Annotated in this window: 18 protein-coding genes; 2 read left to right on the forward strand and 16 right to left on the reverse strand. The window is 30.5% G+C overall.

All coding sequences use genetic code 11. The features are described from left to right. Positions 1–125: 125 nt before the first annotated feature. On the reverse strand, positions 126–1,460 hold the full coding sequence (locus GQR92_RS10905) for an MATE family efflux transporter (protein WP_158839458.1): 1,335 nt from the start codon (positions 1,458–1,460) through the stop codon (positions 126–128). 95 nt (positions 1,461–1,555) lie between these two features. Between GQR92_RS10905 and GQR92_RS10910 the strand changes: the two genes are divergently transcribed. Beyond that, positions 1,556–2,347, forward strand: a complete 792-nt coding sequence (locus GQR92_RS10910) for a universal stress protein (protein ID WP_158839460.1) — start codon at positions 1,556–1,558, stop codon at positions 2,345–2,347. A 1-nt stretch (position 2,348) separates the two neighbouring features. On the opposite strand, the gene GQR92_RS10915 is transcribed toward GQR92_RS10910, so the two are convergent. Further along, positions 2,349–5,087: a PD-(D/E)XK nuclease family protein gene (locus GQR92_RS10915; protein WP_158839462.1), complete on the reverse strand. Its 2,739-nt coding sequence runs from the start codon at positions 5,085–5,087 to the stop codon at positions 2,349–2,351. A 145-nt stretch (positions 5,088–5,232) separates the two neighbouring features. Between GQR92_RS10915 and GQR92_RS10920 the strand changes: the two genes are divergently transcribed. Further along, positions 5,233–6,039 carry a nitrilase family protein gene (locus GQR92_RS10920; RefSeq protein WP_158839464.1) on the forward strand — a complete coding sequence of 269 codons (807 nt, stop codon included), beginning with the start codon at positions 5,233–5,235 and terminating at the stop codon, positions 6,037–6,039. Between the two features lie 164 nt (positions 6,040–6,203). On the opposite strand, the gene GQR92_RS10925 is transcribed toward GQR92_RS10920, so the two are convergent. The 14 genes from GQR92_RS10925 to GQR92_RS10990 form a co-directional block, all read right to left on the reverse strand. Beyond that, the gene (locus tag GQR92_RS10925) at positions 6,204–7,187 is read right to left on the reverse strand and encodes an acyl-ACP desaturase (protein WP_158839466.1); all 984 of its coding nucleotides are present in this window, start codon (positions 7,185–7,187) and stop codon (positions 6,204–6,206) included. Positions 7,188–7,191: 4 nt separating this feature from the next. Then, positions 7,192–7,920, reverse strand: coding sequence for a lysophospholipid acyltransferase family protein (locus GQR92_RS10930; protein ID WP_158839468.1), 729 nt, complete (start codon positions 7,918–7,920; stop codon positions 7,192–7,194). Positions 7,921–7,963: 43 nt separating this feature from the next. Then, a complete protein-coding gene (locus tag GQR92_RS10935; RefSeq protein WP_158839470.1) occupies positions 7,964–8,386 on the reverse strand; it encodes a hypothetical protein in 423 nt (140 codons plus the stop codon). A gap of 107 nt (positions 8,387–8,493) precedes the next feature. After that, positions 8,494–9,678, reverse strand: coding sequence for a hypothetical protein (locus GQR92_RS10940; RefSeq protein WP_158839473.1), 1,185 nt, complete (start codon positions 9,676–9,678; stop codon positions 8,494–8,496). 12 nt (positions 9,679–9,690) lie between these two features. After that, positions 9,691–12,234 carry a TonB-dependent receptor gene (locus tag GQR92_RS10945; protein WP_158839475.1) on the reverse strand — a complete coding sequence of 848 codons (2,544 nt, stop codon included), beginning with the start codon at positions 12,232–12,234 and terminating at the stop codon, positions 9,691–9,693. Positions 12,235–12,448: 214 nt separating this feature from the next. Continuing rightward, a complete protein-coding gene (gene pgi, locus GQR92_RS10950) occupies positions 12,449–14,017 on the reverse strand; it encodes a glucose-6-phosphate isomerase (protein ID WP_158839477.1) in 1,569 nt (522 codons plus the stop codon). 6 nt (positions 14,018–14,023) lie between these two features. After that, the gene (locus GQR92_RS10955) at positions 14,024–15,292 is read right to left on the reverse strand and encodes a peptidoglycan DD-metalloendopeptidase family protein (protein WP_158839479.1); all 1,269 of its coding nucleotides are present in this window, start codon (positions 15,290–15,292) and stop codon (positions 14,024–14,026) included. A 101-nt stretch (positions 15,293–15,393) separates the two neighbouring features. Further along, on the reverse strand, positions 15,394–16,164 hold the full coding sequence (locus GQR92_RS10960) for a DUF3108 domain-containing protein (RefSeq protein WP_158842111.1): 771 nt from the start codon (positions 16,162–16,164) through the stop codon (positions 15,394–15,396). A 193-nt stretch (positions 16,165–16,357) separates the two neighbouring features. Further along, entirely contained in the window at positions 16,358–17,275 is a 918-nt protein-coding gene (locus GQR92_RS10965) for a tryptophan 2,3-dioxygenase family protein (protein ID WP_158839481.1), read from the reverse strand. Between the two features lie 469 nt (positions 17,276–17,744). Further along, a complete protein-coding gene (hppD, locus tag GQR92_RS10970; protein WP_158839482.1) occupies positions 17,745–18,905 on the reverse strand; it encodes a 4-hydroxyphenylpyruvate dioxygenase in 1,161 nt (386 codons plus the stop codon). A 355-nt stretch (positions 18,906–19,260) separates the two neighbouring features. Further along, on the reverse strand, positions 19,261–20,430 hold the full coding sequence (locus GQR92_RS10975; RefSeq protein ID WP_158839483.1) for a homogentisate 1,2-dioxygenase: 1,170 nt from the start codon (positions 20,428–20,430) through the stop codon (positions 19,261–19,263). Positions 20,431–20,603: 173 nt separating this feature from the next. Next, positions 20,604–20,948, reverse strand: a complete 345-nt coding sequence (locus tag GQR92_RS10980; protein WP_158839484.1) for a hypothetical protein — start codon at positions 20,946–20,948, stop codon at positions 20,604–20,606. Between the two features lie 306 nt (positions 20,949–21,254). Next, positions 21,255–21,491 carry a NifU family protein gene (locus GQR92_RS10985; RefSeq protein WP_158839485.1) on the reverse strand — a complete coding sequence of 79 codons (237 nt, stop codon included), beginning with the start codon at positions 21,489–21,491 and terminating at the stop codon, positions 21,255–21,257. A gap of 4 nt (positions 21,492–21,495) precedes the next feature. Then, positions 21,496–22,635 carry an Mrp/NBP35 family ATP-binding protein gene (locus GQR92_RS10990; protein WP_158839486.1) on the reverse strand — a complete coding sequence of 380 codons (1,140 nt, stop codon included), beginning with the start codon at positions 22,633–22,635 and terminating at the stop codon, positions 21,496–21,498. Positions 22,636–22,709 lie beyond the last annotated feature (74 nt).

Here is a 22,709-nt window from a genome sequence, read left to right on the forward strand (position 1 = left end):
TGAGATTGCTTCGTACCTCGCAATGACAAGAATACTGTCATTACGAGGACGATAGGACGAAGTAATCTGTTTATTTAGAGTGCTAATTTAAAAGATTGCTTAGTTACTCGCAACGACAACACAAACTAATTACTTTCAACAAGTGGTAAAAACTTACTTCTAAACTTAATAATTAATGGCAATCCTCTTGCAACCATCCAAAGGGTAAAAGCAATCCAGATAGCCGTTAATTTAAAATCGTAATAATCAAAAACCAATAAAGTGGGAATAAAAACCAAACCTGTAGCCAGAATTAATAAGTTTCTTAAATATTTCATTTCTCCCATTCCTTTAAACATTCCATCAAAAATAAAAGTGACCGCATTTAAAGGTTGCATTAGTAAAACAATCCAAAAAACATTGTAAAACTGCTCTAAAACAGCGGTTTCTTTCGTAAAAATCTGTCCGATGAAATCGTAAAAAATAAAACCTACCAAAGCAATAATTATTCCTATTGCTAATCCGTATTTAAAAAGTTCGTTACTTAATAACACCAAAGATTTATACGATTTAGCGCCCAAGAACTTGCCAGATAAAATATTTCCGGCACTTGCATATCCATCAATCATAAAAGCACCTAAAAGCCAAATATTAATACCAATTGTATACGCCGCAATATATTCTTTTCCGTAATCTGTAGCATAAGAAGTTGCAAAGTATAAAGCTGTATTTAAAGCAATGGTTCTTATAAAAAGGTTACCAATCATCCCTAATAATCGTGGGATTTCTGAATGTAATTTCAATGAAATCCTTAATGAAATAGGCGTTTTTTTCATCAACAAAACAAGAGCAATAATAGCCATAGTAATTTGCGCAATAATACTTGCATAAGCAGCACCTTCTATATTCATTGCAGGAATGTATCCTTCTACTCCATAAACCAAAATAATATCTAAAAAAACATTTAACAAAGCACCAATAATTGCAATTATCATTGGGTAATACGTGTTTTGCAAACCTCTAAAAATACCAAAAACAGCAAATACAAAAAGTGAAAACGGAAATCCGAAAATTCTTATTTTAAAATAGGTAACGCAATAGTCTAAAACAGTACCAGATGCATTGTAAAATTGAAAAATTTGTTTCGCAAACGGATAAGAAATTGCTAATACAAACAAACTTCCTAAAACTACAATGGCAATTGCTTGTGCTGGTAAAGCTTTTACTTCATCCAATTTATTGGCGCCTACATATTGAGAAATAATAGAAGAAATAGCACTTCTAATTTGTCCGAAAACCCAAATTAACATCGATATAAATGCACCTACAATACCAACAGCGGCTAAACTTTCGGTGGCATTTTCATTAATATTACCAATAATTGCAGTGTCTGTAATAGAGAGTAATGGTTCTGCAATACCAGCAATTAAAGCAGGAATTGCCAATTTATTTATTCTCTTAAAACTAATATTTTTATCCAAGAAATACTTTTTTTGGCAAAGGTACATATCTAAAAAAGGTAAGCAGAAAGGTTTCAATGAAAAATAACTAACTTTGCAGCAATAAATATAGCATTATGAAAAATATTTTAGTACCTATTGGATCTACAGAAAATGCACAATCTACTTTGCAATATGCCATTGATTTTGCTGCCGAAATAAATGCAGATGTGTTAGTTTTTAGAGCTTACAAAGCAAAATCTAAAGCAGGAACAATGGTAAATATGACGGCCATTATTGAACGTGAAACCAATCTATATCTAAGAACAATGGTAAGCGCTGTTGATAGAAAAAATGTAGCTGTAAAATTAATTTCATCTAAAGGTAGTGTTGCTGAAAATGTGGAAGCTATTGATGATGAAATTGGAATAGATTTAGTAATTGTAGGTGCTAAAAGTAATTCTATTAAAGAAGAAGTTTTTTTAGGAGCTACCGCTGGTAGTATTGTAAAAAACACAAACTTACCAGTATTAACAGTACCTGAAGGATATGTTTACAAACCAGTAAAAAATATACTATTAGCCTTTAAAACTGGAATTGTAAAAAGTAAAACAGCTTTAACTCCTTTAAAGTTTATTGTTAAAAGTTTTAAAACGGACGTACATTCTTTGCTAGTAAAAACAGCTCGTTATAAAGAAGAAGATTTAGTTGTAGATAAAGATTTACTTGAAATACAAACTTCATTTACCACAACAGAAAATACAACTACATTTCAAGGTGTATTAGAGCATTTTAAATATCATAACCCAGATATGTTATGCGTTTTTAGACGTAAACGTGGTTTCTTTAAAAAATTATGGAAAAAGAAGATTATTTTAAAACAAGAATTTCATACTTCTATTCCTTTATTAATTTTAAAAGGAAAATAAACTAGTATTTTAAATCTGCTGGTTCTATAAAATCTACATCAAGGGTATACATCTCTTTGATGTAGGTTTTTATTTCTACCATAAATTCCTCTAACTTTTCTTCTGTTATTTCTACGTCGGGTTTTCTATAATTTGACGAAAAATTGACAGATAAAAATCCACTATTTAGGTTTTTAAAAGAATAAATTCCGCCTTCTAAAGGTTGCTTAAAATCGTACTTTTTACTTTTAGTATATAAATAAGCGTATAACAATACTTGTATGGCTTTGTGCTGCTCTTTTTCTCTTAATTTATCAAATTCTACAACGCGTAAATCTGCACTACTTACCATGCCTGTTTTATAATCTATAATACGTAAAACTCCATTTAATTGATCTACTCGATCTACTTGGCCATGAATTTTTATAGGATAATCAATTCCTTCAATTTCTATTTCTGCAGCTAAGTTTTCTTCGGTTGCCAAAATCTTTAATTGATTGTTTTTATCTTTTAATAATTCTTTTTCTTGTGATAAAAAATTATTAACAAATCGGTTAGCCACTTCAAAAATTAAACGATTTCTACCTGTAGAAATATCTCCGTTTTTAAAGGCTTCTTTAAAATGTTTCTCCACCAAATCTTTCGATTTTTTGCCCATCGAATCAATATCTTCTACTTGTAAAAACTTACCTACAAACGGTGTGTATAGTTCATCTAATGTTTCATGAACAACAGTACCTAAGGTGTTATAAGCAACGGTTTCCTCTACATCTTCAAACTCTTTTAACTTAATTATTTTCTGTTTGTAAAACGAAATTGGGTTGTATAAATAATTGGTTAATGCAGACGGAGAAATTCCTTTTACAGCCAATTCTTTTAGTTTATCTAAAACAGTTTTATCTTTTTTAATTTCTTTCAACTCCACTTTTTGATTTAGTACTTTTGGGGCAACCGTTTTCTGAATAACATCTGTTCGCATCATTTCTAATTGCGTAACAAAACGGCTTTTCTCTCCACTTCCTAAAACATCGTGCTCTGTATTATAAATGATAAACACATTTTTGGCTCTTTGCATCAATCTAAAAAAGTGATACGAAAAAATAGCATCTTTTTCTCTGTAAGTTGGTAAGCCAAACTCTACTTTAACATCAAAAGGAATAAAAGAATTTTGCTGACTACTTGCTGGTAAAACACCTTCGTTTGTAGAAATTAAAATAATGTTTTCGAAATCTAAAACACGGGTTTCTAACATACCCATTAACTGTAAACCTCTTAAAGGCTCTCCTTGAAACGATAAACTTTCCGAAGATATTAATTGTCTAAAAAAGAGGGCTAATGTTTTTAAATCTGGAAAATATTTAAATTCATTTTGCAAGGTTTTTAGTTGCGTGAAGGTGGTGTAAAAACGGAACAAATATTCCCTTTCTAAATCGCTTACATCTTCTTTTAAAAGATTGATTAAGTTTAAAACTCGATCTATAAATTCATCTACAGAAACGTACGAATTAAAAATTGAAACAAGAACTACTTGTAATTCTGCACTGGTATTTTTTAATAATTTATTAAGATCATTTTGTTTGATAAACGTCTGGTTATGTTTTGCTATATTGTCTGAAAAAGCATCTATTTCTGGTATTAATTTATAAATAGATTGTTGTTTTAAAAACCGAATTACATCTTTATAATAAAACTCATTTACAATACCTTTTTGTAATTTTTCTTGAGAAATAAATAATTGAAATATAGAAAATAACAAGTTGGTTGTTGGCACATCTTTTAAAGGATATCCCATGGTAATATTAATTGCATTGATGTTTTTAGGCAAAGAATTTAACGTTATTGGCAACAACGTTTCATCTGCTAAAACTAATGCTGTATTTTTAAAATCAGTAATTTTTTCTAAAATTTCTCCTGCATATTTTATTTGAGTCGTGTTTTTAGAAGCTCCAATTACTTCAATATTTTTAGGCTCAGAAAAGGTACTACCTAACGTTTGTATTTCGTTTTTCTCGTAGTATTTCCATTGTTTTTTATACCTTCTGATGAATTTTCCGGCTTGATGATTAGACTTAAAAAAAACTTCATCAATATCCCAATAAATTTCTGAATTACCACTTTCTAAAACTTTCTGAAACAATAATTCTTCGGCAGTATTTAGAGCGTTAAACCCAATAATAAAAAACTTCTTCGTTGAATTTCTTTCTAAAAAATCGTCAATTTTATTACAAGATTCTCTATAAATTAAACCTTGGTAACCAATGTTTTTTTCTTTTAAAAATTGATAAAAGGCATCGTAATAAACATTCAGTTTCTCTAAAAACGAATAATGATCTTTCATTAATTCCGTTTCTGTAAATTCTCCATCTACAGACCATTTTTTTAAACGTTGAATATCTCTTAAATAAATAAAGATGTTTTTAGTTTCTATTAAATGTTGGTCTATTTCGTTAAAATCTTGAATAACGGTAAATGCCCAAGAGGCAAAAACATCGAAAGTTACAGGTTCTTTCTCTAAACCTTTATAAATAGTATAAAAATGAAATAACAATTGAATGCTGTCTGCCTTTTCTATGCCTGAAACTTTATTGATAAATTGCTCTACATTGATAACTTCTGGTAAAAAACCAACTGTAATTTTATCTTTAAAGGTTTGTTTTACAAACACTTTTGCTCTTTGAGATGGAAGTATAAATACTACATCTTGAAAAGATTTTGTAGTTTTTAAAATGTTTTCTATAGTATCAGAAATAAAAGATTGCATAGTTAAAATAGGTCTCGACTGCGCTCGACCAGACATTTAGGAGAACTTGTCTCCTCGAGCGGAGTCGAGAGGTTTATATTAAATACCAAATTACAATTTTTATCCTATTTTTGAGTAATCAAATTTTTAATTTTAAAATAAAAAAATGCAAAACGAATTGAACATTGTTGGTATTCAGGCTGATTTAGTTTGGGAAAACCCAACTGAAAATATTGCTTTTTTTGAAGAAAAAATAAACGCACTTTCTAAAAACACCGATCTTGTTGTTTTACCAGAAATGTTTACTTCTGGTTTCACCATGAATCCAGAAAAGGTTGCGGAAGAAATGAATGGAATTTCGGTTTCTTGGATGCAAAAAATGGCGACAGAAAATGCTCTTGCAATTTGTGGTAGCTTGGTGATATACGAAAGACCTTTCGACTGCGCTCAAAGTGACAAAAAATATTACAATCGTTTGGTTTTTGTGCATCCTGATGGTAAAATAGAAACCTATGACAAACGACATTCTTTTACCTTGGCAGGAGAAGACAAAGTGTATACTTCTGGTGCTGTAAAGCTAATTGTAAATTATAAAGGATGGAAAATTTGTCCGTTAATTTGTTACGATTTACGTTTTCCTGTTTGGGCTAGAAACACCGAAAATTACGATCTTTTAATTTTTATGGCAAATTGGCCTGTAATTAGAATTAAAGCTTGGGAAACACTTTTAAAAGCACGTGCTATAGAAAATATGTGTTATGTTATTGGCGTAAATAGAACCGGAAAGGATGCTAATAATTATGATTACTCTGGAAACTCTTTAGTCTTGAATTTTTTGGGTGATGAACTTTCTCAATTAGAAAATAATAAAGTAGGACTTGTTACCGTTACTTTGGTGAAAACCGAGCAAGATTCAGTTAGAAAAAAACTTGGTTTTTTAAATGATATGGATACTTTTAACATTGATTTCTAATGTTTTACAACAAAAAAAAGACCTTTCTGCTTTTAAACTGAAAGGTCTTTTAAAATTATATATAAGTTAGCAAACAAGGCTAGCCCTGATTGAACGGCTTGTTTGAGCTCTTTTTTGTTTTTTCAAAAAAAGCGAGTAGTGAAAGCAGGAAATAGCTTCTAATACTAACTAGGATTCATCATCCATTTGAATTTGAAATCTGTTTTAGGAACTACAATTCTTTCTGTAATTCTGTACATCCTGTCTGGTAATTTCATTAGATAATCTCTTGCCTTTTCTGCTTCTGGCGTAAGATTTGTAATTTTATCGATTTCCCAAGCTTCGTTTAATTTTCTTAAAATATCTACATAATCGAAACCGGTGTAAACACCAACTCTTTGTGCTACAATAGAAAAATCGTCGAACAAAGTTCCTTTTTCTTCAAAAGATTCTCTTAAGTGCATTGCAGGCATAACAATTTTGTATTTCATCATGTGCTGAAAAGCCAACATCATTTCACTAGGATCTATTTTAAAGATTTCTTTTACGAATTCTGTATATGCCTGGTGGTGACGCATTTCGTCTCCTGCAATAATTCTAGACATTTTTGCTAATGCTTTGTGCCCTTTTTTACGTGCAATTTTAGCTACATTGTTGTGGGAAACATAGGTAGCTAATTCTTGAAAACTTGTATAAACAAAGTTTTTATATGGATCTGTAGAGGTACCAATATCAAAACCATCTGCAATTAAATGCTGTGTAGAAATTTCTACTTCACGCATATTTACACGACCTGATAAGTACAAGTATTTGTTTAAAACATCTCCATGTCTATTTTCTTCTGCAGTCCAAGTTCTTACCCATTTTGCCCAACTGTTATCTGGATCCTGAGAAACCCCGTCTAAATCTAATAACCAAGATTCGTATGTTGGTAATGCTTCTTCTGTAATGGTATCTCCTACTAAAACAATCCAAAAATCGTCATGCAATTCTTTAGATAATTCTCTAATTTCTTCTACTTCTGATATGAAAGAGTCTTTTTGAGAATTTGGCAAAAAGTCTGTTGGCTGCCAGATTTTTTCTGCAGGAATTAAATATTTATCTACAAAGGTATGCATCCTTTTTTCTAAGTTAAGCATAACTTCTTTTCTTACGTTGTGTATAGACATATCTTTATTTTATGTGTTCTTTAATAACTGATTCTGTTTTTTCTAACAATTCATTAAATGGTAATGAATTTATTTTTATAGGTTTATGAACCTTAACTGTAATGGGGCTACCTAAACCTAATGGAAATTTTCCGTATTTAAAAACTTTCCAAGAATTATTTATGGTTAAAGGTACGATATAGCCTTCTTTATTAAATTTAGTGATGACTTTTAACCCATTTACTGCAAATTCTTTAGGTTTACCGTCTTTACTTCTTGTGCCTTCTGGGAAAATAACGGCTCCCCAATTTTTTGTTTTTATTTTTTTAGCAAACTCCATTAAAGCAGAAATTGCTTGTTTTGGGTCTTGTCTATCTATTAATGCTGCGCCACCATGTTTTAAATTAAAAGAGATACTTGGTATCCCTTTACCGAGTTCTTTTTTTGAGACAAATTTTGGTTGATGTTTTCTAAACGCCCAACTAATAGGAGAAATATCGAACATACTTTGATGGTTAGAAACAAAAATTAGCGAACAATTTTCTGGCAATTCTTGCTGATTATCTACCTTAACAACTACTCCTAAAATTAAAAGTGTTTTTGATAAAAACCAGTTCATATAATCTACCACCAACTGATGTCCTTTATGTCCAAACAACTTTAACCCCAACCATTGTAATGGATGAAATATGAGTAGACTTAAAAAAAACACCAATATAAAAATTGGTGATATTATGTAGCTTAAAATTTTCATTTAAATCTAATATAGGTTCCTGCTTACACAAGAATGATCGTTACTATAACCAGTTACTCCAAGGGATTCTAGAAAGAATTACTATTAAAGCAATACCGTAAAAGATTGCAAACGTTTTAAATTTTGCAGCATCTGTTGTTTGTTTCTTATGCTTAGACCAACCTATTGTAATAAATACAATAGCAATAAGCATCATTAAAGGGTGTTCTACAGCTAACAATCTTGCTGCTTTATCTCCCATAACTTCACTTCCGTTTGCTTTTAAGGCTTTAAACCAAGGCGACATAAAATACCATCCCAAACCTAATAATAATTGTATGTGAGATACAATTAAAGTAAACAAACCTAGTCTTAAATCTTTGTCTGTAAATTCCTTTTTTTTCTTTAAACCAATTACTGCATTAACAACCGTAAAAATTAAAATTGCCAATACTAAATAAGCCCAATATGAATGTATGTCTTTCATGCTTTTTTTATTCTATTTATGATGTTGTAAAGTTACTAAATTTATAAATAAAAAAACCACCTCGTTTGAGGTGGTTTTAAATAATATACAAATAAAGTATTATTTTATTAATCGTCGTCTGCAGTTTTTAATCTATAATCTGCACCGTCTTTAATAAGGTTTATTGTGTTATTAACCGTTGAACCATCAAATACAACATAAGTAAGCGAATATTTTTGTTTTTCTTCTGCAGAAGGATCGATATCATTTAACAAAGCATTAAAAGCTTCTAAAAGCATATCATTATTCCAATAGTTACCACTACTACTTCTTACATCAAAACTTTTAAAGAACCCTAAATTATCTGCAGGACCAGGGTATTTTGAAAGAAATTCACTAGATATAAATGCTACATCTGCAGCAGATAATGTTCTTTTAATAGTATTATCTGGTACCCATTGTTGACCATCATGACCTAATTGAATTGACTGATCTATTACGTTATTATATGTTGACCAGTTTGCACCGTCATAGATAAAAAATGCAACAAAACTGTTTACAACTCTAGCACTGCTATCAAATAATTTATACATTACTCCTTCAATATCTCCTTTTTTTGGTAATAAAACAACTTCTTTACCTTTTAAATACAAAGGAATTTTAGACAATGCTTCATCTTCATTAGAAAACTGGGCTCTAACCTCTCCCATAGCATTGTACTCTGCTAAGGTAATACCGTTAGATTTTTCCCAAGTATCATTTACATAGATAAATCCGTTTTCTACAGTAGTAGTAATACCACTATCATATGCATCATAAGTTAATGCAACTAAAACACGTTCTTCTGGTGTAGGATATAAATAATTTAATAATTGTTGAGCTTGATCATCATTAGAGATATTTGAAAACCTTAATCCAGCTGCAGTATAATCTCCAGCTTCAACTGTATATGTAATTAAACTCTTCTCATCGTTCTTCTTATTAAACAACTTATAACTTACAAGTGCAGTTGACTTTTTCTTAATATCTCCATTAGGAGAGTAAGTAACTCCTAACTGAGGATATTTTGCTGATAAAAAACCAGGCAATAATTCTAGAGCTTGCTCTTGGTTACTAAAGTTTGGAAAACTAAAACCAAAACCACCATCTTCTACATCTGCTGTATAATCATCGTCTGATAATGTAAATACAAGATCGTCTACTAAAGCATCATTTGCTGTAAGTGCGTCTACATCTTCAATTACATCCTCTAATGGATTACATGAAGTAAATACGAACGCTGTAATTGCGAATAAATAAAATATTTTTTTCATTTTTATATATGTTTAAAAATTAATTTTTGCACCAACACTAAATGTTCTACCAGCACCGTAATATACTTGCGCTTCTGCAGCTGTAGAAGCCCCTCTGTCTTGTGCATCTGAGATATAACTAGTATCAAATACATTGTTAACTCTTGCAATAACAGAAGCATCGAAATCACCAAATTTAAATTTATGTCTTAATGCTGTATCAAACAAAGTAAAAGAAGGAACTTTCCACGCATCTGGCGCTCCAGCTGTACCTCTATCACTAGGGTCGAAATCTGCATATAAATCTGCAAAATAATTAGCATCAACTGTAAAAGTAGTTTCTGATGTTAATTTGTAGTTTAAACCTAATGCAAGTGTAGTTTGTGCAGCATCACCAACATGTAAGTCTTTAATAAACAAATCTACTTCATCTACCTCTACATTATCTTCATTAAATATTTTAACGTTTTCTACATTACTATCCCATCTCCAGTCTCCTAAAGAAGCCATACCTGTAATCTTTAATTTATCTGTAGCTTTATAAACGAAGTCTACCTCAACACCTTGATGAATTGCATTTACTCCTAAAACGTTTGCAGTTGCTCTAGTACCATCTGGTTGTTGAAAACTCGCAGTCTCCGTTCTATCTTTCCATAAAGTTCTATATAAATTTAAATTTGCAGTAAATTTTTCTGCTCTAAAAGTATACCCAAGTTCATAACTTGTAATTTTTTGATTCGGAGCATCTTCGTTTGTATCTGTATTACTTGAACGACTTGTAAAAATAGCATTAAAATAAGGTGCTCTTTCAAAGTAACCTAAGTTAGCAAAAATACCATGATTATCATCTAAATTATAGTTTACACCACCTTTAGTACCAAAACCAATAAAGTTAAATTTTTCTGAAGTTTGTCCTGGATCTGAATCTAAGTAATTAAAACGGTCTACTCTTTGGTAAGATGTATTAGAAACGTTTGCAGAAATAAATCCACTAAGGTCGTCTTTAGAATATTCTAATTGTGCAAAGCCACCAAACCAGCCAACTTTACCATCATTATCATAAAATATTTTATCTCCTACTTTTGTTTGATTATTTGGGTTGTTTTTATTAGAGTTATCTAAATAATACTGACCTCCTAATAAATCTGTAACTTCTGTAAAGTGAATTCCTTTATATCCTCTAACATCTACTCCGGTTAAAAAAGTTAACTCTTCTGTAACATCTGTTTTTAAAGTAGATAAAACACCATACCAAATATGGTCATTTCTAGAAGCTCTTAATATAGATTCAGAACCACTAGTACCTAATGCTTCGTTTTCATCAACAATTTTATCAAAATCTATAGTTCCTAAAGACCCTATTCTGTAGTCATCATTATCAAAGTTAAATTTATTAACTCCACTAAAACCCCCACCACCACCTGTTCCAAAAGAAACATATGCAGCTGTAGATACTAACGTCTTATCACTAACATTCCAGTAATGATTTAAAGATACTTGCGGTTTGTGATAAAAATTGTCTTCAGAATTTGTTTCCTGACCATTTTTATACCCCCAATCTGAATTATATTTTCTTCCGCTTTCACTTGCTCTAAAAGTAGAAATTAAATGTCTATTTTGTCTTTGACCGTGTTGTTGTTTTGCACCAAAAGCAGTTAAAGATAATTTATGAGCTTCATTAAATTGTTTTGTAATATTAACAAAGTAATTAAAACCTTTAAAAGAAGTACCATCTACATATCCTCTTCCTTCTGTTGAAGAAGCAGAAACAGAAACAGCAATACCATTATCCATCATCCCTGTAGAGTAAGTAAGACCAAATTTACTATATCCGTCATTTGCTAAAGAATATCCTAAATTACCTCCTTCTTCTACATCAGAAGTTTTTGTTAAAATATTTATAGTACCACCAATAGAAGGTACAGCTACTTTAGAAGCACCTAAACCTCTTTGCACTTGCATTGCAGAAGTAACATCTCCTAAACCGGCCCAATTAGACCAAAATACTCTACCATTTTCCATATCGTTAACAGGTACTCCGTTAATCATTACGGCAACGTTTTCTGAATTAAAACCACGTAAATTTATACGTCCATCTCCATAACCACCACCAGATTTAGTAGCGTATACTCCAGGAGTAGATTTTAAAACCTCAGGAAATTCTTGTGTTCCTAATTTTAATTCGATATCTGCTGCTTTAATTGTTGAAACCGCAACAGGCGTTTTTCTATCTATTGCAAAAGAAGTTGCTGTAACAATAATTTCATCTAAAGAACCAGAATCTTCTTCTAATTTAATAGATTTAAAATTAGATTTAGAAGCAGAAAAAACAAACTCTCTAGTTTTGTAGCCTATAAAAGAGACTATCATAACGCCTGAATTTGTTTTTGCTGTTAAAGTAAATTTTCCATCAAAATCTGTTGATGTACCGTTTGCTGTACCTTTTACAACAATACTTGCTCCTGGTAATGGTTGGTTTGTATCATCTACAACTGTCCCAGTAATTTTAGTTTGTCCTAAAATTGTAGCCGATACAAATAGTAAGGCTACTAATAATAAGTTTTTAAAATTTCTCATTGTTTAATTTTATGTTATTAAATGTTCTGCAAAATTCCTCTTTTTGTAGAGTTCTAATGTTAATTTAATGTTAAGCTTTAACAAAAAATTAAGACAAATAATCACATAAAATATTTTTTTTATACTGATAATCAAACTGTTAAAAATAAACAGATATGTTAACAAAAGTTAACTAAATAATTAATAGTTTAAAAAACAGGACAAAAAACTAAATTTAAGATTTATTCAATAATTTTTTCGCCATTTCTTTACCAAGTTCTACACCAAATTGATCGTAGCTATAAATGTTCCATAAAATTCCTTGTGTATAAATTTTATGTTCATAAAGTGCTATTAGTTTTCCTAAAGAACGTGGTGTTAATTTATCAAAAAGAATGGCGTTACTTGGTCTGTTTCCTTCAAAAACTTTAAAAGGTAAAAGTGTAGCAATTTTATCTTCATCACCAGAAAACTTTAACTCTAAATGCACTTCTTCTTTTGTTTTACCAAAAGCCAATGCATCCATTTGACCATAATAATTAGACATTAATTTTTTTTGATGATCTGTTAAACCATATAAAGACTCTTTGTAACCAATAAAATCTGCAGGAATTAATTTAGTTCCTTGATGTACCAATTGCATAAAAGCATGCTGCATATTTGTACCTGTGCTTCCCCAAACAATGGTACCTGTTTGGTAAGTTACTTTTTCTCCGTTTCTGTCTACACCTTTTCCATTACTTTCCATAATAGCTTGTTGTAAATAATCTGGAAGTTTTGCTAAGTACTGAGAATAGGGTAAAACGGCCTCTGTTTCTGCACCGTAAAAGTTATTATACCAAATACTTAACAATGCTAAAATTACAGGGATATTTGTATCAAAATCTTCATTTTTATAATGAATATCCATTTCTTCGGCTCCTTCTAAAAGTTGCTTATAGTTATCGAAACCTACAGACAAACTAATAGACAAACCAACACCTGACCAAAGAGAAAAACGTCCTCCAACCCAATTCCACATCGGAAAAACGTTACCTTTATCTATACCAAAATTATCTACTGCTTCTAAATTTGTAGAAACTGCCACAAAATGTTTTGGAATATCAAAAATAGTTGCCGATTTTAAAAACCAATTTTTAAGCGTTTCTGCATTGGTAATAGTTTCTTGTGTTGTAAATGTTTTAGATACAATTACAAATAAGGTTGTTTCTGGGTTTAAAAATTTAATAACTTCAGAAACATGATCTCCATCTACATTAGAAACAAAATGAGTGGTTAATTGATTTTTGTAATATTTTAAGGATTCTACAACCATATCTGGCCCTAGATCAGAACCTCCAATACCAATATTTACAATATCTGTAATAGATTTGCCTGTATATCCTTTCCATTTACCAGAAATAACTTTGTTAGAAAAACTTTTAATTTTTCTTAGGGCTGCTTGTATTTGTGGCTTCACATTTTTCCCTTCAACTAAAACAGGTTCATCAGAAGTACTTCTTAACGCAGTATGTAAAACTTCTCTACCTTCTGTTACGTTAATAACTTCTCCTGCAAATTGCTTTTCTATAGCATCTTTTAAATCAACTTCTTTGGCTAAATCTAGTAACAAACTAATTGTTTCTTTAGTAACTCTATTTTTAGAAAAATCTACCAATAAGTCATCAAATTTTAAAGAAAAATCTTCTTTTCTATTTGCATCCTTATATAAATCTTTAATATTGATATCTTTAATATCGTTAAAATGATATGTTAATGCTGCCCAAGCATTTGTTGTAGTTGGGTTGATGTTTTTTAAAGCCATTTTATTTTAATTTTGTGCAATTTTCTCTATCACCTCTGGCTCTTTAACCGGAAGTACTTTATTTTCTAATTGATATTTAAGCGGTTTAATATACTCTAAATATTTAGGTTTTAAACTTTTCTTTAAAGGTTCTGCAGAGGGTAGTTTCTCCTTAAAAGGGTCTACTTGCTTGCCATGTTTCCAAAAACGATAACATACATGTGGTCCACCTGTATTCCCCGTCATACCTACCCAACCAATTACATCTCCTTGTTTTACGTATTGCCCTTTATTAACTTTACGTTTTTTCATGTGTAAATACTGCGTAGAGTACGTACTATTATGTTTAATCTTTACATAATTACCATTTCCTCCTCTTCTTGCAGACTCAGAAACGGTTCCACTTGCTGTTGCTAAAATTGGTGTACCAATATTGGCCGCAAAATCAGTCCCTTTATGTGGTCTTATCTTATTACCGTAATATGCTATCCTTCTTCTTAAATTGTATCTCGAAGAAATTCTATATTGAAATTTTATAGGTGATTTTAAAAACTGACTACGAAGCATGTTTCCGTTTTCATCATAGTATTCTGGAATTCCTTTTATAGAATCTGCCACGTATCTAAAAGCAAGTAAATTTGTTCCATTATGCTTAAATACTGCCGATTTAATTTCTCCATAGCCTGCAAAAAGAGAGTCTTTTATGTACTTCTCTTCAAAAACGAGCTTAAAAGTATCTCCTTTCTGTAGTTTGTAAAAATCTAAAGTCCAAGCATAAATATCTGCAACAGCATACGTTAAATTTGCTGATAAATGTAAACTATCCATTGCATTAGAAAGATTAGAATGAATTTCTCCTTCTACAATTTTTTCTACTGTTTTTATTGGCTGAACATAAGTATGTGCAGCTATTATAGAATCTTTAAAATCTATAACCGTAGCGTTAATTAAATTATCCTTATAAATAAAAACCTTGGCCTCCTCTAAAGAGTCTTTACTAGATAAAATTACATAAGGTTTTCCTGCTCTTAATCTTCTAACATCAAAAACATCTTTTATAGAAGTAGTAATTTCACTAATTTTTGGGTAATCTACATGATGCCTATCTAAAATAGCGCCAAAACTTTCGCCTCTTCTAATAGTATCTTGTATTACTTTATAATCTTCTATTTTATACCCAAATTTATAAACAGGTTTAGGTTTTACTTTTTTAGGTACTGTTACGGGTTTTTTAACATCTTTTTTACAAGATGAAAACGAGGTAATTAAAACTAAAAGGAGGATTATTTTTTTCAAAAATATGTGCTATTGAATGTAGTCTTCAAAAGTACAAATAAAAAAGTTTTTTTAGGTTGCTATCTTAATGAACTTCCTAAATCGGTTTCGTTAAAAATTTCTTAATATTTAATAAAAGGATTTGCTAACCCCTTATAAGACTCTAATTCCGCTCTTAAAGAACCAACTGCTAAATCTGCTTTCATTTTAATAGGAATTTTATTAGCATCATCAGTAATCCAAAGCGTAACACTTTCTTGTGCTTTAAAAACTCTACCAGACTGTACTAATGGTCTAAAAATAAGTGTTTTAACTTTACCGAATTTTGTTTTTAACGTTTCTCTTCCTATAAAACGTAATTTAAAAGGATATACCTGAGAATCTAAAAACATATCTATGGCAATTTCCTCTCCCTTATTCATATTTTTAACATCTTTATTTCTTAAATAATAGAATGAAGAAAGGATGTCTTGCACATTAGAAAAAGAGACAGACGTATCTTTTTGCATTGTAAAATCTTGAACGTATGCTTTATTAGAATTATAATTAAATGAAGTAATTCTATGTTTTTTATAGCCACCTTCGTCAATTTTTCTTTTAAAAAGATAAGGCTTCACGGTATCTTTATCAAAATAACTCTCATATTTATCATCCACACTAAAAAACCATTTTATCATACCAGAGGTCCAACCTGTACCTTTAGTATAAAACACTTTTTTACCATTTAAATCTTTTTCTTGTACTTCTAAAACGGCAGTTCCTGCTCTTAAAAAGCCACTGTAACTCATTTTATAACGTAACAACTCTCCGCTTTTAAAAGCAACTGAATTTTCTTGACTATTAGTAATTGTCAAGAAAAAAAGGGTCAAAAATAATAGGGTATATTTTTTCATATTAAACCAAACATATAAAAAAGTAATGACAATTACCGTTCCAAAATAAAAAAAAACCATTTACTAACTATTTGTAAATGGTTTTTTAATATAAATGTATGTTACTATAAGCCAATCTAATTGATCGTAAAATTTAACAAGATTGCCCTTTTTATTTATACCGTAAATATTTCTAACAATAAATTATTTAATTTTAAAACGTACCCCAATTTTTTAACTCTTCTTCACTCCACAAGTACGGATAAAAAATTCTTCGTTGATATTTTGGATGCATATATTTACGCCAATTACTACCTCCTGTAGCTTTTAATTCAGAATCATTACCACCAATATATTTTGCAGCAGCATTGTAATGAGCCATTACCCACTTTACGTTTACTGTATAATCATAATGACGCATGGCTTTGATTAAATCTTTATTTTCTTGCACTTCTTTAGGCAACTGTTTAAATTTTAAAGACAAATTAATATCATTATAATCTTCCATAAAATCGATAAAATCTCCCATATATTTTTTTTCAAAAAGAGTTAATAAAGTCGATTTCTGCCCTGTTGTATAATTTTTACCTGCTGCTTGCCAATACAAATGATTATAGGCATTTTTAAATGACGAATTTCTATCGATATCGTCCCTAAAACGAACATCAATTAAATTTATTAATTCTGTGGATGCAAATTCTATTTTACGGTATTGTGCACTTTGAAAACCACTTGCAGGCGTTAATGTATTTCTAAATTTTAGATACTGCTCTTTCTCCATTCCATCTGCCATTACATTAAAAGAACTACAAAGCATATCAAAATACCTGCTAATTCTACCTAAATGCATCGAAAACCTATCTGCTGTAACTTCAATTGTTTTTGCTACTTGGTCAATTTCCCACAAAATCATTTTAAACAACAACTCATTTACTTGATGGTACATGATAAAAACCATTTCGTCTGGTTGCGTAGTTCTTGGAGTTTGCAAACCAAGTAAAGCATCTGTTTGAATATAATCCCAATACGTTATTGGCGTACTCCAAAGCAAACCCTCTAACATAGAATCTACAGGCACACCTAATTTATCGTACTTTTCTTCTATTGCTTTTAAAATTTCGTCTCTGTTCATTTTTTTTTAAGAATCAAGATAATTAGAGCCAAGAAACAAGAAATTTTTGATTTTTGGACATTTTGAATGCAATTTAATATAAAAAATAAAAATTATTTCATCTTTCTATTGAAGTTTTATTAAAACAAAAAACCAAGAATTAAGTTGTTAAATCCTGAAAATCTTATAAGTGTAAAACAGAAAATCAATTATTTTTATTTGGGTGTTTTAACGGGCTTTCCATTATATCTTTTTGCCGAAAAGTCAAAAAGGATGCCATTGCAATCCCTAACACTCATTAAATACTTTGCTGATTTTAGTCAAAAATTTGATTATAATTTACGTATAAATCATAAAAAAACATCTACAAGGTTTTAAAAAAAACCTGTAAAACAACTAGTATTAAACTGTTACTACCACTAAAAATTAAAGATTTATAAACATAAAAAAAACAAGAACTAAGGTGTTAAATCTTGATTCTTGATTCTTTTTAAAGAGTTCCCCTTTTTGCTTGTTCTCTTTCTATAGACTCAAACAAAGCTTTAAAGTTTCCTGCACCAAAGCCTTTTGCTCCCATTCTTTGAATAATTTCAAAAAACAACGTTGGTCTGTCTTCAACTGGTTTTGTAAAAATTTGTAATAGATAACCTTCCTCATCAGCATCAATCATAATACCAAGCTCTTTTAAATTCTCAATATCTTCTCTTAGTTCATGGCTATACTCTTCTAATCTTCCTGGAACTGCATTGTAATATTCTTCTGGTGGGGTCGATAAAAATTCTACTCCACTATAACGCAATTGAGTTACAGTAGCAATAATATCATCTGTTGCAACTGCAATATGCTGTACACCTGCGCCTTCATAAAAATCTAAATATTCTTCTATTTGAGAACGTTTTTTACCCTCTGCTGGCTCGTTTATCGGAAACTTAATTCTACCATTTCCGTTAGACATTACTTTACTCATTAATGCAGAATATTCTGTATGAATTTGCTTATCATCAAAAGATAGAAAGTTTTCAAACCCCATAACATCTTCGTACCATTTTACCCAAACATCCATTTGATTCCACCCCACATTACCCACCATGTGATCTATGTATTTTAAACCTGCAATTGGTGGGTTGTAATCTGATTCCCATTTTTGAAAACCTGGTAAAAATGTGCCGTTATAATTTTTACGCTCTACAAACATGTGTACCGTTTCTCCGTAGGTGTAAATCCCAGCTCTTACCACTTCTCCATCTTCATCTGTTTCTACCGTTGGCTCCATATAAGATTTTGCACCTCTAGAAGTTGTTTCTTCGTATGCTTTTCTTGCGTCTTCTACCCAAAGCGCCACAACTTTTACACCATCGCCATGTTTTACAATATGGTCGTTTATTGGTGATCTACTGTTTAATGGAGTTGTTAAAACTAATTTAATTTTATCTTGAGTTAGCACATAACTTACAACATCTTTAGAACCTGTTTCTAATCCTCTATAAGCATATGATTGAAAACCAAAGGCTGTTTTGTAAAAGTGTGCTGCTTGTTTTGCGTTACCAACGTAAAACTCTACATAATCTGTTCCTAAAAGTGGAAGGAAATCTTGTGCGCCTTCAAATATTTTTTCTAATCCGTAGTTTACTGATTTTATTTCTTTTGCCATCTTTATGTTTTATAGAACAAAGAAAAAAGAGACAAGAAAAAAGACTTTTAGAGCTTATTTTGAAACCCCATTATCATTTTTTGAAATTCTTGAATCTTTAATTCAATCTTTGTTAATTGATGTTTATTTTTTAGACCTCACAGGTTTTAAAAACCTGTGAGGTCTCTGTGTTTGTAAATTTATTTATTTTTAAAAATTAGCTGTTTTTTTTTAAAATTAAAGCTGTTGGTTTCAAACAAGTTTAGCCCTAATTAACTCTGCTTTACTTTTTTTTTGAATCGTTGAATGCTTCGCTATTGAAGTGACATCCTTTTTGTTTTTTACAAAAAACATAACGAAAAGCAGTAAATAGCTTCTAATGTCTATTTTCTTCTAACCAAGATTTATAATACTCTTCATCTGCAATTTTCATAGCTTCTTCTGTAACCATTAAAGGTTTAAAAGTGTCTACCATAACTGCCAATTCTTCGGTTTTTGTTTTTCCTATACTTTTTTCTGTAGTTCCTGGGTGTGGACCATGAGGAATTCCGGATGGATGCAAGGAAATATGACCTTGGTCGATGTCGTTTCTACTCATAAAATCGCCATCTACATAATACAAAACCTCGTCTGAATCTATATTACTGTGATTATATGGCGCAGGAATTGAGTTTGGATGATAATCGTACAAACGGGGTACAAAACTGCAAATTACAAAGGCATTGGTTTCAAAAGTTTGATGTACTGGCGGCGGTTGATGAACGCGACCTGTTATTGGCTCAAAATCGTGAATTGAAAATGCATACGGAAAATTATAACCGTCGTAACCCACCACATCAAAAGGATGTGAAGCATACGTCATTTCTATAATTTCGCCTTGTTTTTTTACTTTGATAAGAAAATCTCCTAACTCATTATAGGTTTCTAATTCTTGGGGTCTTCTTAAATCTCGCTCACAAAATGGTGAGTGTTCTAACAATTGACCAAAGTAATTTCTATATCTTTTTGGTGTATACACTGGCGAATAAGATTCTACGATAAAAAGTCTGTTGTTCTCGTCATCGAAATCTAATTTGTAAATAATTCCACGCGGAATTACTAAATAATCTCCGTATTTAAAGTTGATGTTACCAAGATGTGTTCTTAACTTCCCGGTTCCTTTATGGATAAAAACTACCTCATCTGCGTCTGTATTTTTATAAAAATATGCTGTGGTAGATTTTTTGGGCGCCGATAAAATAATATTACAATCAGCATTTGTTAAAACGATTTTTCTACTTTCTAGATAATCGTTTTCTGGCGGAACTTGAAATCCACGAAAACGATACGATTGAATATTATTGGCTTTTGCAATTTTTGGTTTTACAGAATATTGTTTACCAATATGCTTAACCATTGTTGGTCTATGCTCGTGATACGAATTGGTAGACATACCATCGAAACCAATAGTACCAAACAATTGCTCGTAATATAAGCTTCCGTCTTTTTTACGAAACTGGGTGTGTCTTTTAGGTGGAATGGTTCCTAATTTATGATAAAAAGGCATATGTTTTTAAAATTTTAAATTAATAATTTGATTAAAATAAAAATTTAAACCCTTTATTCTGGATTGCGTTTGATTAGGAATTTTAAATGTGAAAGTAAGTCTACAAACATCTCAATCGATTTCGTTGTTCTACAAATATAAGAAAAGATTGTTAGAATATTTTTTTAAAAGTATTAGTAAAAAGAGTTTACAGCACCAATAAGTTTATCTACAGGAACGATAATAACAAAAGCAATAAGGACTAAAACTAAGGCTTTACCCCAAATTGAAGTAGTGCTTTGGGTAATAATTAAATTTATATTGCTATTATTCGATTGCAATAAAACATCTTTTGATTGATAAATAGTATTCTCTAATTCCCTACTAGAATTATTACTTTTTGAGATACTATTATAATAAAAAAGTAAAATTGATATCAGGACAAAAGAACCTAAACCAAAGATTAATAAATCATAGGCATTTGGCTCATTTTGGTAACCAAGACAATTTATTACAAAAAATTTTATTCCGATTATCATACTTTAATTTTCATCTAAGATAGGGGTATTAATTCACAAAAACATGGATTCCTGCCTACGCAGGAATGACAAAAAAAAATCCTTCAGGTTATAAAAATATAAAGGAATACCAACTTCTTGTTTATCTATTATCTTAAAAACCTCACTAGAATAAAATCTTGTGAGGTTTTTTTATGCTGATGAGCGCGTTAGGGATTGAAATGACATCCTTTTTGCTTTTCGCAAAAAAATATAATGTAAAGCCCGACCTTTAGGTAACGCCCAAAAATATATTTCTACAATTATTAATAACTGATTTACAGGTAATTACACTACATTTATTACTTCTGTAATTTGTGGTGCAAACTTTTTAATGGTAGCTTCTACTCCGTTTTTTAACGTCATTTGATTTACAGAACAACCTGTACAAGCGCCTTCTAATTGTACTTTTACAATAAAATCTTCTATAGAAAGTAGTTTGATGTTACCTCCGTCACTTATTAAAAAAGGACGAATTTCTTCTAATGCTTTTTCTACATTATTTAATGTTTCTTGCTCTGTCATAATCTTATTTTTTTACAGAACTACAACCACTCATAGTTGTAATTCTTACTACTTCTGTAGGTGGTAAATCTGCGTTTCTTTTTAATAATTCTGCAACCATTTCTTTAGTAATATCATTAAATGATTTTTCTAAAATAGTTCCGTTTTGTAAAGCTACCGGATGCCCAACATCTCCAGATTCTCTAATACTTTGTACCAAAGGAATTTCTCCTAAAAATTTAGTTTCAATATCTTCTGCTAAATTTTTTGCTCCATCTTTACCAAAGATATAATATTTATTATCTGGTAATTCTTCTGGTGTAAAATAAGCCATATTTTCTATGATTCCTAAAACAGGAACATTAATATTTTCTTGCTGAAACATTGCAACTCCTTTTTTAGCATCTGCTAAAGCAATATTTTGCGGTGTACTTACTATAACTGCTCCGTTTATAGGTAAAGCTTGTACTATTGATAAATGTACATCTCCTGTTCCTGGAGGTAAATCAATTAATAAAAAGTCTAATTCTCCCCAATCTGCATCAAAAATTAATTGATTTAATGCTTTAGATGCCATTGGCCCCCTCCAAATTACTGCTTGACCTGGATCTGTAAAGAAACCTAAAGACAATAATTTAACTCCGTAATTTTCTACAGGCTTCATTTTAGAACGCCCATCTATTTTTACAGAAAGTGGTTTTGCTTTTTCTACATCGAACATAATGTGTTGCGATGGTCCGTAAACATCTGCATCTAAAATACCTACATTAAAACCCATTTTGGCTAATGAAATAGCTGTATTTGCGGTAATTGTAGATTTACCTACACCTCCTTTACCTGATGCAATTGCAATAATGTTTTTAATATTTGGTATTGCTTTTCCTTTAATTTGATTCGGTTTTGCTTTTTCTACTGGCTTTTCTACTTTTACGTTTACTTTTACAGTAATTTCTTCGCTAACATTGGTCTGAATAGCCTTTGTTATTTCCGTCTCAATCTTCTTTTTTGCTTGTAAAGTAGGGTTACTAATGGTAACATCTACCTCTACTTCATTACCAAAAGTAACTACATTGGTAACATTATTATTTTCTATTAAACTTTTACCTTCTCCAGGAGCAGTAATCGTTTCTAATGCGTTGTATATATCTTGTTTTTTAAAACTCATTTTTGAGATTCTAATTAAGGTTATTCTAAGTTACAAAGATACGTTTTACAGTTTAGAAAAGAAAGCTTGTAGAT

The organism is Polaribacter sp. L3A8, assembly GCF_009796785.1.
Classification (GTDB): Bacteria; Bacteroidota; Bacteroidia; order Flavobacteriales; family Flavobacteriaceae; genus Polaribacter.

What these genes read in the sequence shown, in the direction of transcription:
- GQR92_RS10920 (WP_158839464.1), top strand. Translation starts at nt 5,233, where the DNA reads ATGCAAAACGAATTGAACATTGTTGGTATTCAGGCTGATTTAGTTTGG.
- GQR92_RS10940 (WP_158839473.1), bottom strand. Translation starts at nt 9,678, where the DNA reads ATGAAAAAAATATTTTATTTATTCGCAATTACAGCGTTCGTATTTACT.
- GQR92_RS10960 (WP_158842111.1), bottom strand. Translation starts at nt 16,164, where the DNA reads ATGAAAAAATATACCCTATTATTTTTGACCCTTTTTTTCTTGACAATT.
- pgi (WP_158839477.1), bottom strand. Translation starts at nt 14,017, where the DNA reads ATGGCTTTAAAAAACATCAACCCAACTACAACAAATGCTTGGGCAGCA.
- GQR92_RS10985 (WP_158839485.1), bottom strand. Translation starts at nt 21,491, where the DNA reads ATGACAGAGCAAGAAACATTAAATAATGTAGAAAAAGCATTAGAAGAA.
- GQR92_RS10935 (WP_158839470.1), bottom strand. Translation starts at nt 8,386, where the DNA reads ATGAAAGACATACATTCATATTGGGCTTATTTAGTATTGGCAATTTTA.
- GQR92_RS10915 (WP_158839462.1), bottom strand. Translation starts at nt 5,087, where the DNA reads ATGCAATCTTTTATTTCTGATACTATAGAAAACATTTTAAAAACTACA.
- GQR92_RS10910 (WP_158839460.1), top strand. Translation starts at nt 1,556, where the DNA reads ATGAAAAATATTTTAGTACCTATTGGATCTACAGAAAATGCACAATCT.
- GQR92_RS10990 (WP_158839486.1), bottom strand. Translation starts at nt 22,635, where the DNA reads ATGAGTTTTAAAAAACAAGATATATACAACGCATTAGAAACGATTACT.
- GQR92_RS10965 (WP_158839481.1), bottom strand. Translation starts at nt 17,275, where the DNA reads ATGAACAGAGACGAAATTTTAAAAGCAATAGAAGAAAAGTACGATAAA.
- GQR92_RS10930 (WP_158839468.1), bottom strand. Translation starts at nt 7,920, where the DNA reads ATGAAAATTTTAAGCTACATAATATCACCAATTTTTATATTGGTGTTT.
- GQR92_RS10980 (WP_158839484.1), bottom strand. Translation starts at nt 20,948, where the DNA reads ATGATAATCGGAATAAAATTTTTTGTAATAAATTGTCTTGGTTACCAA.
- GQR92_RS10945 (WP_158839475.1), bottom strand. Translation starts at nt 12,234, where the DNA reads ATGAGAAATTTTAAAAACTTATTATTAGTAGCCTTACTATTTGTATCG.
- GQR92_RS10925 (WP_158839466.1), bottom strand. Translation starts at nt 7,187, where the DNA reads ATGTCTATACACAACGTAAGAAAAGAAGTTATGCTTAACTTAGAAAAA.
- GQR92_RS10975 (WP_158839483.1), bottom strand. Translation starts at nt 20,430, where the DNA reads ATGCCTTTTTATCATAAATTAGGAACCATTCCACCTAAAAGACACACC.
- hppD (WP_158839482.1), bottom strand. Translation starts at nt 18,905, where the DNA reads ATGGCAAAAGAAATAAAATCAGTAAACTACGGATTAGAAAAAATATTT.